This is a genomic window from Bradyrhizobium sp. USDA 3397 (assembly GCF_054060965.1).
Genome location: NZ_JBSSDS010000001.1, coordinates 4,711,118 through 4,725,911 on the forward strand (window position 1 = coordinate 4,711,118; position 14,794 = coordinate 4,725,911).

The following is a 14,794-nucleotide window of genomic DNA, read 5'->3' on the forward strand; positions in this document are numbered from 1 at the left end:
ATCTCGGTCATGGACCGGCAGATTGTTTTCAAATGCCCTCAGACGGGCCTGAACGTGCAGCATCGGCTTACCGACGAGCCGAGCGACCGCACGCACGTGTCGGTGTCGTGTCCGGCCTGCACGCGGTTACATCTGATCGAGCGGACCAGCGGCAAGCTGCTGGGTGAGCGGCGCCGCTGACGGCCCCCGCGCGAGCTCTTCGGAGCGAACCTGTTCTCCAATCCCGCGACTCATCAAAGACTTGTCATCAAGGACTTGCCGCGATGCCTGCGGCGGCACGGCGTCCTGTTTCGGGACGACGCGGCCGTAGTGCAGGCGGCGGCCATCTGCTATCGATTGGAGGCGTAGCCCAAGTGGAATTTACCCAATTGGAATTTCCGATGCGTCATTTGCCCCGCGCCGTCGTTCGAAAACTGTGCTCCGCAGCCGTCGCCGGCCTGCTCGTCCTCAGCCCCCATCCGGCCGGCGCCGCCGATGACGACGCGCCGAAGGGGCCGGCGGTCACGGTGCTGAAGGTCGCGAAATCCTGCTTCTCCGACGTCGTCGAAGCCACCGGCACGATCATCGCGCGCGAGGAAACCTCGGTGCGGCCCGAGCGGCCCGGCCTGAAGGTCACGGACGTGCTGGCGGAAGCCGGCGACACCACCACCGCGGGCCAGGTGCTGGCCCGGCTGGCGCTGCCCGAAGGCGGCACGCTTCAGGTCACCGCGCCCGTGGCGGGGGTGATCGCGACCTCGACCGCGCAGATCGGCAACTTCGCCTCGGCCAAGGGCGAGGCGCTGTTCACGATCGTGGCGCGCAGCGAGTACGACCTCGTCGGCCTCGTCGCCACCACCGATGTGCGCAAGCTCGCGGTCAATCAGCAGGCCACCGTGCGGATCCCAGGTGGCGGCGACATCAGCGGCAAGGTGCGCCGCATCGGACCGACCGTCGAGCCGAACATCCAGCAGGGCATGGTCTATATCGGCATCTCCTCGCAGAAGCGGCTGCTGCTGAATGGGAGCGGGCGCGCGCTGATCAAGACCGGGCAGAGCTGCAACGTGGCGGTGCCGCTGACCGCCGTGCAATATTCGTCCGCCGGCACCGTGGTGCAGGTGATCCGCCGCAACCGGGTCGAGACCAAGCGTGTCGAGGTCGGCTTGATGTCCGGCGGCAACATCGAGGTCCGCGACGGCCTCAACGAGGGCGATGTCGTCGTCGCCCGCGCCGGCGCATTGCTGCGCGAAGGCGATCCGGTGCGTCCCGTGATGGCGAGCGCGGAAGCGGCGAAGTAGCGGCCACGACCGTCATTGCGAGCGAAGCGAAGCAATCCAGAATCTCTCCGTAGAAAGATTCTGGATTGCTTCGTCGCTTCGCTCCTCGCAATGACGATGGAGAGGCAGCGGTGCCCCGGGCACGCATGCCGTAGGTGGGCAAAGCGAAGCGTGCCCACGTCTTCTACGAAATCATGGAGAGATGGTGGGCACGGCGCTTTGCGCCTTTGCCCACCCTACAATTGCTGTTCGTGTTGAGAGATCACCCCACCCCGCTCGCGCTTACGCGCGGAGGGTAAGAAGAACTAACCGCCGGCTTCGCCGAAACGGACGTCTTCGAGCAGCGACGACGATACGGTCGGGACCTGGTCGCCTTCGCTGGCGCGGGAGATGGCGAGGCGGGTCTTGTTGAAGACGCTCTCGGCGCTGCCGGGCTTGCTGAGGTTGTTGAGGAACTCGCTGACCAGCACGCTGTGCTCACCCTTGCCGTCGTCGACGACCTTGCCGGGCGAGGCGGAGGTGAGGATGAGCGCATTGTCGGACGCGCTGATCGGCGCGAGACCGTGGCTGTAGGAGCGGAAGCGGCGCTCGTAAGGATTGCGGCGGGAGGCATCGACCACGACCAGCTTGGCCTTGGCACCCTGCTCCTTCATCATGTCGAGCACGCCGTCGATGGAGACGCCATGGCGGCGGACGTCGTTTTCCTTCCAGATCACGGCATCGACCGGCAGCATGTAGCTCTCGCGGCCGGCCTGCACGCCGTAGCCGCCGAAGAACAGCATGACGACGCTGTCGCGGGTGATCCGGGACTTCAGGCGGTTGACGGCCCGGACCATGTCGTCGCGGGTCGCATCTTCCACCATGTCGACGTCAAAGCCGTTCTTGCGCAGCGACGAGGACAGCGCACGGGCGTCGTTGATCGACTGCGTCAGCGGCGCGCTGGCGTCGGGATAATGTCCATTGCCGATGACGAGCGCGAGGCGCGAGGTCTGGCCGATCGAACCGGTGATCTGGTCGGTCGACACCGCCTTGGCGGCATCGATCGCACGCATGTTGAGAGCAGCATGGGCGCCGATCACCAGCGACACCGTGCCGATAAGGGCCGCGGCGAGGGCGATCGTACGTCTGGAAAGGTCGAGCTGCTTTACATTCATCTCGCTTCGTTTCCTGTGCCAAAGATCATCCAAGCGCGCGCACACTGTTTGAGTAGCGCGATAGCGTCTTTAGGTTTGAGGGATTGGCCGGGGAAGTGCCCCCGAATTGCGCGCAATTTGCGGCGCCGCACCAAACAAACCCTTAACCGGATATAGGCCCTGGGGCAATAGATTGCCCAAAATTTGAACTAAGTAGCTGAATGTGTTAGCTAATTCTCCCAGCTCAAGTCCTGCTTTGATGGCTTCCCGGTAGCATTCCGGGGATCGACCATGCAGCCCTCGCGCCGGCTTTTCCGTGACGTTCGTCACATTTGTATTTCCTGCGAATCCGAGTAGCCTTTTCAACGACTTGCAGGGGGTGGCGCGCAGATGCCAGCGTGCCTGATGTCCCCGACCAAGGCCCCCGCGACCAGGTATTTCATGAGCTTTCATTATTTTGCCGGCGCCGCCTGCCGGGCGCTGACGGCGCGGAAGGACGGCCCCTCGCTTTACGACGTCTGCGATCCCGTATTGTCCGATGCGGCCAGCGGTGATCCGCATCTGGCCAAGTTCTACAGGACCGCCCTCGGCAATCCCGCGCTGCGGATCCTGCTCCGCCGCGCCGGCCTGCCCGAACTGCGCGACGAGGGGACGCTGACGCGGCTGCGCGCGGCCCTCACCCAGGCCCGCGACCAGGCCGAGCCCGACTGGGCAGCGGTCGGGCAACCGATCGCCGATCTCGTCGACAGCATCGCGCTCGACCATCCCAGGCCGCCGCCGGTGCCGTTCACCGCCACCATGCCGCAGAGCGCTGAGATCGACGGCGTGATCCGCGATTGCGCGCAGCATCTGCTCGGCTCGTACCGCCGCAACGGCTTCCTGCCGACCTACGCCGCCTTCAACCTGATCGGCGATCCTGATGTCCGCGGCCGCGAGCTGATCATGGCGCTCACGGGCCTCAACGCGCGCGGCTACAAGAATTCCTCGCTGCTGTTCAACCTCGCCCGCGTCTTCATCGCGCGCTCGCCCGCGCGCGCCGTGGTCAATCCGCCCTGGAAAGGCATTGCCGAGCCGATGTGGGAGCCGGTGCAGATCCGCCACCGCTCGGCCTATTACGACGCGTTCTTCATCGAGGCCCTCCTCAGCTTCGTCGAGACCGGGCTCGCCTCCCCGGCCGACAAGGTCGCGGCGGAGCGCGCGATCGCCGACATGGTCGATTTCTGCGTCAACATCAGTCGCGAGGAGGTCGAGGGCTTGGGCGGCGCGCGCTTCAACGTCGTCACCGCACTGGCGCCGGCGCCGCATCCGCGCTTCTCCCGTTACTTCGCGCAGATCAAGCAGGACCTCGGTTTCGGCATCTACGTGCCGGATTGCGACACCACGGCCTGCTCGATCTCCGCGGCGACGCAGGCCGGCTGTACCGACGCCATCATCGACCAGCCGCTCCTGGACTTCTATGCGGGCTATCAGGTGCGCGCCGGCGTCAACGAACCGCGCGTGACCGTGCCGCTCAACGACAATATCGACTATGAGGGCGGGGTTGCGACCTGGATCGACAATCTTAAGGGCGAGCGCCCTTACGGCAACGATCTCGATCCGACGCTCAATCTCGACATTCTCGAGGTCAGCTTCCGCAACCTTGAGCGCTGGAAGGTTTTGGAGACGCCGTCGCGGCTCGCCACCGTCCATCGCATCATCGGATTCCAGAAGCGCCTCGCGGCCAGCGGCGCCTTCGCCAATCCGCGCTCGCACATCTATTATCTGCCGGAGCTCTACAGCGCCTATTTCGGCCGCTGCTATGCCGCCTTCCTGGCGCTGCCGCTGGCGGCGCAGGCCGCGATCGATCCCGCCGGCGATTTCGATTTCATCCGCCACCGCGTGCTGTCCTACGTCAAGGGCGAGCTGATGGCGGCCGAGATGAACGTGTTCGACGCCGCGCTGGCGCTGATCGCGCTCGGCCATCTCGGCGCCGACCCGCGCGCCTTCGCACCGGCGCTGAACGTGATCGTCGCCGGGCTCGGCGAAGGCGGCCGCCGCGGCCCGTTCCGCGCCTATGAATGGAACAAGATGAAGACGCCGACGCGGATCCTGGTCGGTGGGCCCGAGGTGACCTCGGCGTTCGTGCTGATGGGGCTGGCGGTGGCCCGAAGGCGAATGGTGAATGGCGAATAGCGAATGGCACTCGCCCTACTCGCCACTCACCATTCGCAACTCGCCCGCCCAATGACAGGAAGTTGAAAGCCTATCTGTTCGGCATGCGCTGGCCGCGCGGCCAAAAGCCGACCACAATTGCGCCGTCTATCGAGATTTTCATCACAACTGGACGGGGAATGTTGCGAAAGGTCCTGATTGCGCTGTCTTTGTTCGCCATCCCTTCGCTGGCGGATGCCGCCGAGATCACCGGCACGGCAAAGGTCCGCGCTGGCGATGCCGTGGTGATCGGCACCACGCGGATCCGGCTCGGCGGCATCGACGCGCCTGCAATCGACCAGCTCTGCCTCAACACCAAGACCGAGCGCTGGACTTGCGGCGTCGCGGCCCGCGATGAGCTCGCCAGATACGCCGAGGGCAAGACTTGGATCTGCCACCCGAGATCGGTCGACCGACGCGGCCGCACCGTGGCGCGCTGCGAGGTTGGCGGCGAGGACATCCAGAAATGGCTGGTGCGCAACGGCTGGGCGCTGGCCTACACCCGCATGTCGCGCGACTTTGAGGCGGATGAAAAGGCCGCGCGCGAGGCAAAAGCCGGCATGTGGCAGGGTGCCTTCATCGCGCCGTGGGACTGGCGCGAGCGCAACAAGAAGACCGCGATCCTCGGCGCGACCAAGCCGCCGGACGGCGCGCACGCGGTGCTGCTCGCTTCGGCCTCGGGGCCGGTCGCGCCGTCGCCGGACTGCACCATCAAGGGCAACGTGAACAGCGCGGGCGAGTGCATCTACCACCAGCCGACCAGCCGCTGGTACACCCAGATCAAGATGAAGATCAGCAAGGGCACCCGCTGGTTCTGCTCGGTCGAAGAGGCCGAAGCGGCCGGTTGCCGGGAGACCAAGAGATAAGAGCCCCAGACCTGCGTTTTGCGCGCTTTTCTCGAGACGCGACGCCGCGTAGAACTATGATTCAGCGACCCACCATCCTGTTCTCTGGCAATAAGGACCGACAGCAATGACCGTTCGCGCGGGCCGGGAGTTTCTGGCCATCCCCGGGCCCACCACGATGCCCGACGAGGTGCTGCGGGCAATGCACCGTCCGGCGATCGACATCTACGCCAAGGAGATGCTGGATCTCACCGAGAGCTTGCTCAGCGACATCTCCAAGCTGTTCGCGACCAAGGGCAAGTCCTACATCTACATCGCCAACGGTCACGGCGCCTGGGAAGCGGCGCTGAGCAACGTGCTGTCGCGCGGCGACAAGGTGCTGGTGCTGGAGAGCGGACGCTTTGCGATCGGCTGGGGCAACGCGGCGGCGCTGATGGGCGCCGAGGTCGAGGTGATCAAGGGCGACTGGCGCCGCGCGGTGCGGCCGCACGAGGTCGAGGAACGCCTGCGCCGCGACAAGGAGCACAGCATCAAGGCCGTCGTCGTGGTCCAGGTCGACACGGCCTCCGGCGTGCAGAACGACATCGAGGCGATTGGCAAGGCGATCAAGGCGAGCGGCCATCCCGCGCTCTACATGGTCGATACCGTCGCCTCGCTCGGCTGCATGCCGTTCGAGATGGACAAATGGGGTATCGACGTTGCGATGTCCGGCTCGCAGAAGGGCCTGATGACGCCGCCCGGCCTCGGCTTCGTCGCCGCCAATGCGCGCGCGCTCGAGGTGCACAAGAAGGCCAACATGTCGACGCCCTATTGGAGCTGGAGCGAGCGCGAGGGCACCGAGAATTATCGCAAATATGCCGGCACCGCGCCGGTGCATCTGCTGTTCGCGTTGCGCAAGGCGATCGACATGCTGCACGAGGAAGGGCTCGAGAACGCCTTCCGCCGCCACAGCCTGCTCGGCGAAGCCGCCCGCCGCGCGGTCTCGGTCTGGTCGGAAGGCCAGGTGCTCGGCTTCAACGTGGCCGAAGCCAGCGAGCGCTCCAACACCGTGACCACGGTAACGATGAGCAACGGCCACGATCCGGCGGTGCTGCAACGCTATTGCAAGGACAAGTGCGGCGTCGTGCTCGGCACCGGCATCGGCGATCTCTCCGGACAGGCCTTCCGCATCGCCCATATGGGCCATGTCAATGCGCCGATGCTGCTCGGCACGCTCGGCGTGATCGAGGTCGGGCTGAACGCGCTGAAGATCCCGCACGGCAAGGGCGGGCTGGAGGCGGCGGTGTCGTATCTCGGGGACGAGGTGGCGGCGTAGGAAAGCCGCGCTCGTGCCCCGGACGCAGCGCAGCACGGAGTGATGCGCTGCTGAGCCGGGGCCCAGTGGCTCCGATGGGTCCCGGCTCTGCGGAGCGGCACTTCGCGCCGCACCGCGTCCGGGACACGGGATTCTCGAATCGTCCTGCGCGACGTCCCTACGGCCTCGGAGCGCGATACGCTTCTACCTGCGCCTTCAGCTCATTCAGCGACGCGAGCGGCGCTTTCGGGTCGACGCGGTGCTCCCCGCTCGCAAGCCACTTCAACACCTTCGCGTCCACCACCGGCGAATGGTGGATGACGTCGCTGTAGTTGTCGAGATCGTGCGTGATGGCCTTGATCGCGCGAAAATCGTGCAGGCGGACGTTGGGCAGTTGCGTCAGACGCTGCGCAATGTGCGCCGTGAGATCGGTGACGATCTTCAGCGTTTCGGGCGAGGCGTCGCGCATCGCGACGAATTGCAGGATCGAATAGGGCGGGAGGTAGATGTCGAACGTCACGTCGGGGTGGCGCGCGATCAGGCCGACGGCGTCGTGCTCGAAATGCCGGACCATGGCTTCGTAGCTGTAGCCTTCGCCGAGGAAGCGACGGCGCACGGGATCAGTGATGTAGGTGAAGGCGGCGAGCGTCTTTCTGGCGTTGTAGTCTCGCGCAACGTCGAAATCACGCGGCAGGGCGTAGATGTCGTCGACGTCCGCCAGCGCGAACTTGACCGGCAGATAAGACGACGCACGCGTCAGCGGCTCCCGCAGCAGCGGGACGGACCGCAGCAGCGCGAACACCGATTCCTTCGTCATCGCCGCGCTGAACAGATAGGAGGCGATGCCCTTGGCGGTTCGGCGATAAAGATCGACGGACAAATAGGGGTCGGTCTCGATGTCCGCGGCATCGATGAAGATGAAATCGTCCATTTCCCAGATCGCGCGCCTTGCGCCGCGGTCGATCGCCTGCTCCAGCACGAAGGCCTGCTGGCGCGAATTGGAGCCGGTCATGGCCAGCTTCAGCGAGCGGACACGAAGCGCGCGATCGATGTCGCTCTGGCGGAAATGGATCGCGAGCGAGGTGCCCATGAAGGCGGTGTCGAACGGCTGGCTGCTGATCAGCCCGGCATTCTGCACGCGCGTGTCCTCCGAGTAGAAGGCCGGGACCAGGCGCGAGGGGCGGAACAGCTGCAGGGGATCGACGATGAAGGTGAGCGCTGCGGCGCCAAGCACGCAGGCCGCGCTCGCCAGCAGAAGACGCCTGAGATGGATGAACGCGCCCTGCATCAGAACCGGAAGTAGATGAATTCGCTGTGGCTCTGGATGCCCAGGACGCCGAAGGCGAGCAGCAGCGAGGCCGCATAGAGCGCCAACGGCCGCGTGCGCCCTGCCCGCAAGGCCTCGCCGACCTCGCGGTTGCCGTGGTCGTATCCGATCAGCGCTTGCGTGTTCGGCGCCAGCCACACCAGCGCCGCATAGATTGTGACCTGCACCAGGGCTGCGATCTCCTCGCGGCCGAGCACGATGTTGGCGGGATCAGCCATCGCGTGAAGGACGCGCAACGCCCATTCCACACTCGCGGCGCGGAAGAACACCCAGGCGATGACGACGGCGAGGAAGGTCAGCACGGCGCCGGCGATGCGAGCTGGGCGTGCAATCAGCGGCGGACCGTTCGGCACCAAGGCATTGAAGGCATGATTGATGCAGAGATACACGCCATGCAGCGCGCCCCAAATGACAAAAGTCCAGGCCGCGCCGTGCCAGAGCCCGCCGAGCAGCATCGTGATCAGCAGATTGACGTAGCGCAGCACGCGGCCGTGGCGGTTGCCGCCGAGCGGGATGTAGAGATAGTCGCGCAGGAATTGCGACAGCGTCACGTGCCAGCGCCGCCAGAACTCGACGATGCTGGTGGCCTTGTAGGGCGAATTGAAATTGACGGGCAGGAAGATGCCGAACATCAGCGAGATGCCGATCGCCATGTCGGAATAGCCGGAGAAGTCGAAATAGAGCTGGAAGGTGTAGGCGAGCGCGCCAAGCCAGGCCTGGTCGAAGCTCGGCGAGCGCGCCTCGAAAGCGAGCGCGACCAGCGGCTGGATGCCGTCGGCAAGGCAGGTCTTCTTGAACAGGCCGATCGCGAAGATGATGATTCCGCACAACATGAGATGCCCGTCCGGGCGCTTGGTCTCCTCGTGCTCGAATTGCGGGATCATGTCCTTGTGATGGAGGATGGGCCCCGCGATCAGATGCGGGAAGTAAGTCACGAACAGCGCGTAATGCGGCAGCGCATAGGCCGCGACCTGACCGCGATAAGCGTCGACCAGGAACGCGATCTGGGTGAAGGTGTAGAAGGAGATGCCGACCGGCAGCAGGATGTGGAGCGCGACATGCGTGCCGAGCAGCGCGTTGACGTTCTCGGCGACGAAGCCGGCATATTTGAAGATGCCGAGCATGAGGAGATCGCCGGCGAGGCCGAGCGCGAGCGCGGCCTTCCGTTGCGGCTGCGTGAGCTCCGCCACGATGAGAAGATGGCCGACGCCGTAGTTGAAGGCGATCGAGAGCAGCAGCAGGGCGACGAACTGCCAGCCGCCGATTGCGTAGAAGGTGATCGAAGCCAGCGCCAGCCAGACCACCGGAGCCAGATTGCTGCGCCGGCCGAGCCGGAAATAGCCGGCGAGCACGACCGGCAGGAACAGCAGGATGAACGCATAGGAATTGAACAGCATCGGCTGGACCGGCGGCGGGATATTGTCCCTCAAAGCACACAAGGGGCCGATCAACAACCCGGCAGCATGGGCGGTCGCGCTGGCAATCCGCGGAATCGGAACGATATAAGGGAACGCGCGAACAAGCGGCGGCCCTTCTTCTCCCTCTCCCCGTTCTCACGGGGAGAGGGTTGGGGTGAGGGGCCTGTCTCCGCAGGCGAGATGGTCGAGGGACCTGTACCCCCTCACCCGCCGCTTCGCGGCGACCTCTCCCCGCAAGCGGGGCGAGGTTAAGACAAGACGATGTGCTGACGAATGAGGACCGAGTGACCCAAGCCAAGACGCCTTCGAAGCCCCCCGTCGCCCCGCGCCGGCCGCATTCCTTCACGCGGCACGGCATCACCGTGACCGACGACTATGCCTGGCTGAAGGACGCGAACTGGCAGGAGGTGCTGCGCGATCCCGGAGTGCTCGACCCTGATATCCGCAAATATCTCGACGAGGAGAACGCCTACACCGAGAGCCTGCTCGGCCACACCTCGGGCCTGCAGAAGACGCTGGTGCGGGAGATGCGCGGGCGGATCAAGGAGGACGATTCGAGCGTGCCGTCGCCCGACGGCCCCTTCGCCTATTTCCGCAGGTTTCGCGAGGGCGGGCAGCACGAGCTGTTCGGGCGCATGCCGCGCGACGGCGGCGAAGGCCATATCGTGCTCGATGGCGACGCGCTCGCCAAGGACCACCAATATTTCAAGTTCGGCGGCAGCCGCCACTCCTACGATCACAAGCTGCAGGCCTGGAGCGCGGACACCAAGGGCTCGGAATATTTTTCGATCCGCGTCCGCGACTGGGCGACGGGCAAGGATCTCGACGATCTCGTCGAGGAGACCGACGGCGGCGTGGTCTGGGCCGCGGATGCCAAGTCCTTCTTCTATGTGAAGCTCGACGACAATCATCGGCCGATGCAGGTGTGGCGGCACAAGCTCGGCACCAAGCAGGCCGACGACACGCTGGTCTATGAGGAGCAGGATGCCGGCTGGTTCACCCACCTGCATGAAAGCACCAGCGGCCGCTTCTGCGTCATCGCCGGCGGCGATCACGAGACTAGCGAGCAGCGGCTGATCGATCTCGCCAATCCCGAGGCGCCGCCGCGCCTCGTCGCGGCGCGCGAGGAGGGCGTGCAATATTCGCTCGCCGATCGCGGCGACGAACTGTTCATCCTTACCAATGCCGACGACGCCATCGACTTCAAGATCGTCACCGCGCCGCTTAGCCAGCCCGAGCGCAAGAACTGGCGCGATCTAATTCCGTATCGGCCCGGCATCTACATCATCGACCTCGATCTCTATGCCGGCCATCTGGTGCGGCTCGAGCGCGCCAATGCGCTGCCGTCGGTCGTGATCCGCGATCTCGTCTCAAACGAGGAGCATGCCATCGCCTTCGACGAGGCGGCTTACTCGCTCGACACGATGGGCTCCTACGAGTTCGAGACGACCAATCTGCGCTTTTCCTATTCGTCGATGACGACGCCGTCGGAAGTCTATGATTACGACATGGTCAAGCGCACGCGCACCTTGCGCAAGCGGCAGGAGATTCCGTCAGGTCATAACTCGTCCGACTACGTCACGACGCGCATCATGGCGAAATCGTATGACGGCGCCGAGGTGCCGGTCTCGATCCTCTATCGCCGCGGGTTGAAGCTCGACGGCGCAGCGCCGCTGTTGCTCTACGGCTACGGCTCCTACGGTATGGCGATGCCGGCTTCGTTCAGCGCCAACCGCCTGTCGCTGGTCGATCGCGGCTTCGTCTATGCCATCGCCCATATCCGCGGCGGCGCCGACAAGGGCTGGGGCTGGTATCTCGACGGCAAGCGCGAGAAGAAGACCAACTCGTTCGACGATTTCGCCGCCAGCGCGCGGGCACTGATCGACGCGAAATACACCAGCGCCAAGCGCATCATCGGTCATGGCGGCTCGGCCGGCGGCATGCTGATGGGCGCGGTCGCCAACCGCGCCGGCGAATTGTTCGCCGGCATCGTCGCCGAAGTGCCGTTCGTCGACGTGCTCAACACCATGCTCGACGACACGCTGCCGCTGACGCCGCCGGAATGGCCGGAATGGGGCAACCCGATCGAGAGCGAGAAGGATTTCCGCACCATCCTGTCGTATTCGCCTTACGACAACGTCGCGGCAAAGGACTATCCGGCGATCCTGGCGATGGGCGGACTTACTGATCCCCGGGTCACTTACTGGGAGCCCGCCAAATGGATCGCGCGCCTGCGCGCCACAATGAGCGGCGGTGGCCCGGTCCTGCTCCGCACCAATATGGGCGCCGGCCACGGCGGCGCGTCGGGGCGCTTCGACCGGCTGGATGAGGTCGCGATCGTCTATGCGTTCGCGCTGTGGGCGGCGGGAACGGCGGAGGCCGGGGTGTAGCCATCGCCGCAGCCTCGTAGGGTGGGCAAAGGCGCGTAGCGCCGTGCCCACGATCTCTCAATCGTCAAGGCAAGGTGGGCACGCTTCGCTTTGCCCACTCTACGGCAGCTGAAGGAACTACCGCCCGTTCTTCTTGCGCCATTCCGCGAAGTCGGTGAGCGTCTGCGGATCGGTGGCGGGATAGAGACCGAAGATGCCGCGGCCCTTGCCGACTTCCTCGGTGACGAAATCCTCGAACGCTGTCATCTCGAAAGTTTCATTGGCGATCTCGTCTGCCAAATGCGCGGGGATCACGATGACGCCGTCGGCATCGCCGAGGATGACGTCGCCGGGAAACACCGGCGCATCGCCGCAGCCGATCGGCACGTTGATCTCGATCGCCTGATGCAGCGTCAGGTTGGTCGGCGCCGAGGGGCGATGGTGGAAGGCGGGAAAGCCGAGCCTTGAGATCTCGGCGGAGTCGCGAAAGCCGCCGTCGGTGACGACGCCGGCGACGCCGCGCTTCATCAGGCGCGTCACCAGGATCGCGCCGGCCGAGGCCGCGCGCGCATCTTTGCGGCTGTCCATCACCAGCACCGCGCCCGGCGGGCAATCCTCGACTGCTTTGCGCTGCGGATGGGAGCGGTCCCTGAACACGTCGATGGTGTTGAGGTCCTCGCGCGCCGGCATGTAGCGCAGCGTGAAGGCCTCGCCGACCATGGTCGGCTGGTCCGGGCTCAAGGGGCGGACATCCTGGATCATCTGGATGCGCAGGCCGCGCTTGAACAAGGCGGTGGCGACGGTGGCGGTGGAGACGGATTTGAGTTTTGTGCGGGTGGCTTCGGAAAGTTTGGTCATGTCGTGCTCTCTCATCTCGTCATTCCGGGATGCGCCGGAACGGCGCAGGCCCGGAATCCATACTCCCGATTGTGGTTTGGATTCCGGGCTCGCGCCAAGCGGCGCGCCCCGGAATGACAGGGGGTCAGTAAATCGACGGCTCGCCGATCGGCGCGCCGAAATCCGTCTCCAGGAAGTCGAAGTCGCAGCCGTCATTGGCCTGCTTGATGTGCCTTGTGAACATCCAGCCATAGCCGCGCTCGAAGCGGCGCTCGGGCTGCTTCCAGGCCGCGCGGCGCTTTGCGAGCTCGGTTTCGCCGACATCGAGATTGATGGTGCGCGCAGCGACATCGAGCGTGATGCGGTCGCCGTTCTGCACCAGTGCCAGCGGGCCGCCGATGTAGGATTCCGGCGAGACGTGCAGGATGCAGGCGCCGTAGCTGGTGCCGCTCATGCGCGCATCCGAGATGCGTACCATGTCGCGTACGCCCTGCTTCACGAGCTTGGTCGGGATCGGCAGCATGCCCCATTCCGGCATGCCCGGCCCGCCCTGCGGGCCCGCATTGCGCAGGATCAGGATGTGATCCTCGGTGACGTCGAGATCGGGATCGTCGACCGCCTTCTTCATCGCGGGATAATCGTCGAACACCAGCGCGGGGCCGGTGTGCTTGAGAAAGCGCGGCGCGCAGGCGGAGGGTTTTATGACGCAGCCGTCGGGCGCGAGATTGCCCTTGAGCACCGCGAGCGCCCCTTCCTTGTAGATGGGATTGTCGATACCGCGGATCACGTCGGCATTGTAGACCTCGGCCCCCTCGATGTTCTCGCCCAGCGTCTTGCCTGTGACCGTGACGCAGTCGAGATGCAGATGCGGCTTGATCTGGCCCATCAGCGCCGGCAGGCCGCCGGCGTAGAAGAAGTCCTCCATCAGGTACGCATCGCCGCTCGGGCGGACGTTGGCGATGACGGGCACCTTGCGGCTCGCCTTCTCGAAATCGTCGAGGCCGATGTCCTGGCCGGCGCGGCGGGCCTGCGCGATCAGATGGATGATGGCGTTGGTGGAACAGCCCATCGCCATCGCGACCGCGATCGCGTTCTCGAACGCCTTGCGGGTCTGGATCACCTTCGGCGTCAGATCCTCCCACACCATCTCGACGATGCGGCGGCCGCATTCACTGGCCATGCGGATGTGGTTGGCATCGGCGGCGGGAATCGAGGAAGCGCCGGGCAGCGTCATGCCGATCGCTTCCGCAATCGCAGTCATGGTCGAGGCGGTACCCATGGTCATGCAGGTGCCGTAGCTGCGGGCGATGCCGGCCTCGATGTCGAGCCAGTCCTTGTCGGAGATCTTTCCGGCGCGGCGCTCGTCCCAATATTTCCAGCCGTCGGAGCCGGAACCCAGCGTCTTGCCCTTCCAATTGCCGCGCAGCATCGGGCCTGCCGGCAGATAGATCGCCGGAATGTTCATCGAGGTTGCTCCCAGCAGCAGCGCCGGCGTGGTCTTGTCGCAGCCGCCCATCAGCACCACGCCGTCGACGGGATGGCTGCGCAGCAACTCTTCGGCGTCCATCGCCAGCAGGTTGCGATAGAGCATGGTGGTGGGCTTGAGCAGCGATTCCGACAGCGACAGCGCCGGCAGCTCCAGCGGCAGGCCCCCCGCCATCAGGATGCCCCGCTTGACGTCCTCGACGCGCGACTTGAAGTGCATGTGGCAGGGCTGCGCGTCCGACCAGGTGTTGAGGATCGCGATGATCGGGCGGTCCTTCCACTCCTCCGGCGCGTATCCCATCTGCATGGCGCGGGAGCGATGGCCGAACGAGCGCAGATCGTCGGGCGCGAACCAACGCGCGCTGCGAAGCTGGTCGGGCGTCTTCTTCTTGTTGGTCATCTCTTTCCTTGTCCGTCCGGAGGATTCGTCCTGCTCTTCTCACAGACAATCCATCCCGGGCAAGGCGCTGGGCGGGGCGGGAGGCGGGCCTCTGCTATGCACTCAGGCGTGCATAGCGGCAGTGCAGCGCAACACAGCGGCAGCTCCGGCCGAAGTGCTTGCCGGCAGACAAGAATCCGCGCAACAATTTCGAGTTGATTGGCTTGATTTGCGGTTGGTGGGACTAACCCCGCCGGCTCCGGA

At 65.2% G+C, this 14,794-nt stretch carries 11 protein-coding genes; 6 read left to right on the plus strand and 5 right to left on the minus strand.

What is annotated here, in order from left to right:
• Nucleotides 1-9: 9 nt before the first annotated feature.
• Nucleotides 10-180 (plus strand): hypothetical protein, encoded by a 171-nt coding sequence (locus tag ACVWYQ_RS21720; protein ID WP_404544666.1) that lies wholly within the window; start codon nt 10-12, stop codon nt 178-180.
• Between the two features lie 200 nt (nt 181-380).
• Entirely contained in the window at nt 381-1,274 is an 894-nt protein-coding gene (locus ACVWYQ_RS21725; protein ID WP_456726370.1) for an efflux RND transporter periplasmic adaptor subunit, read from the plus strand.
• Nucleotides 1,275-1,558: 284 nt separating this feature from the next.
• Here ACVWYQ_RS21725 and ACVWYQ_RS21730 read toward each other — a convergent pair whose 3' ends face one another.
• Nucleotides 1,559-2,407 (minus strand): caspase family protein, encoded by an 849-nt coding sequence (locus ACVWYQ_RS21730; protein WP_157287219.1) that lies wholly within the window; start codon nt 2,405-2,407, stop codon nt 1,559-1,561.
• Between the two features lie 420 nt (nt 2,408-2,827).
• Between ACVWYQ_RS21730 and ACVWYQ_RS21735 the strand changes: the two genes are divergently transcribed.
• The 3 genes from ACVWYQ_RS21735 to ACVWYQ_RS21745 all read left to right on the plus strand — a co-directional run bounded on the left by ACVWYQ_RS21735 (nt 2,828) and on the right by ACVWYQ_RS21745 (nt 6,736).
• Nucleotides 2,828-4,558, plus strand: a complete 1,731-nt coding sequence (locus ACVWYQ_RS21735) for a hypothetical protein (RefSeq protein ID WP_456726371.1) — start codon at nt 2,828-2,830, stop codon at nt 4,556-4,558.
• A 158-nt stretch (nt 4,559-4,716) separates the two neighbouring features.
• Nucleotides 4,717-5,442: a thermonuclease family protein gene (locus ACVWYQ_RS21740; protein WP_456726372.1), complete on the plus strand. Its 726-nt coding sequence runs from the start codon at nt 4,717-4,719 to the stop codon at nt 5,440-5,442.
• Nucleotides 5,443-5,548: 106 nt separating this feature from the next.
• Nucleotides 5,549-6,736, plus strand: a complete 1,188-nt coding sequence (locus ACVWYQ_RS21745) for a pyridoxal-phosphate-dependent aminotransferase family protein (protein ID WP_456726373.1) — start codon at nt 5,549-5,551, stop codon at nt 6,734-6,736.
• A gap of 157 nt (nt 6,737-6,893) precedes the next feature.
• Here ACVWYQ_RS21745 and ACVWYQ_RS21750 read toward each other — a convergent pair whose 3' ends face one another.
• Complete coding sequence (locus tag ACVWYQ_RS21750) at nt 6,894-8,003, minus strand: hypothetical protein (RefSeq protein WP_456726374.1); 1,110 nt, start codon at nt 8,001-8,003, stop codon at nt 6,894-6,896.
• Entirely contained in the window at nt 8,003-9,439 is a 1,437-nt protein-coding gene (locus ACVWYQ_RS21755) for an MBOAT family O-acyltransferase (RefSeq protein ID WP_442869280.1), read from the minus strand. Before ACVWYQ_RS21755 ends, ACVWYQ_RS21750 begins: the two co-directional genes overlap by 1 nt.
• Nucleotides 9,440-9,744: 305 nt before the next feature.
• On the opposite strand from ACVWYQ_RS21755, the gene ACVWYQ_RS21760 reads away from it, so the two are divergent.
• Nucleotides 9,745-11,850 carry a S9 family peptidase gene (locus tag ACVWYQ_RS21760; protein WP_404544673.1) on the plus strand — a complete coding sequence of 702 codons (2,106 nt, stop codon included), beginning with the start codon at nt 9,745-9,747 and terminating at the stop codon, nt 11,848-11,850.
• Between the two features lie 117 nt (nt 11,851-11,967).
• Here the strand turns inward: ACVWYQ_RS21760 and ACVWYQ_RS21765 are convergent, their stop codons facing one another.
• Both ACVWYQ_RS21765 and araD read right to left on the minus strand, forming a co-directional pair.
• Entirely contained in the window at nt 11,968-12,687 is a 720-nt protein-coding gene (locus tag ACVWYQ_RS21765; protein ID WP_036030575.1) for a ribonuclease activity regulator RraA, read from the minus strand.
• Between the two features lie 124 nt (nt 12,688-12,811).
• Nucleotides 12,812-14,551 carry an L-arabinonate dehydratase gene (araD, locus tag ACVWYQ_RS21770; protein WP_271539809.1) on the minus strand — a complete coding sequence of 580 codons (1,740 nt, stop codon included), beginning with the start codon at nt 14,549-14,551 and terminating at the stop codon, nt 12,812-12,814.
• Between the last annotated feature and the right edge of the window lie 243 nt (nt 14,552-14,794).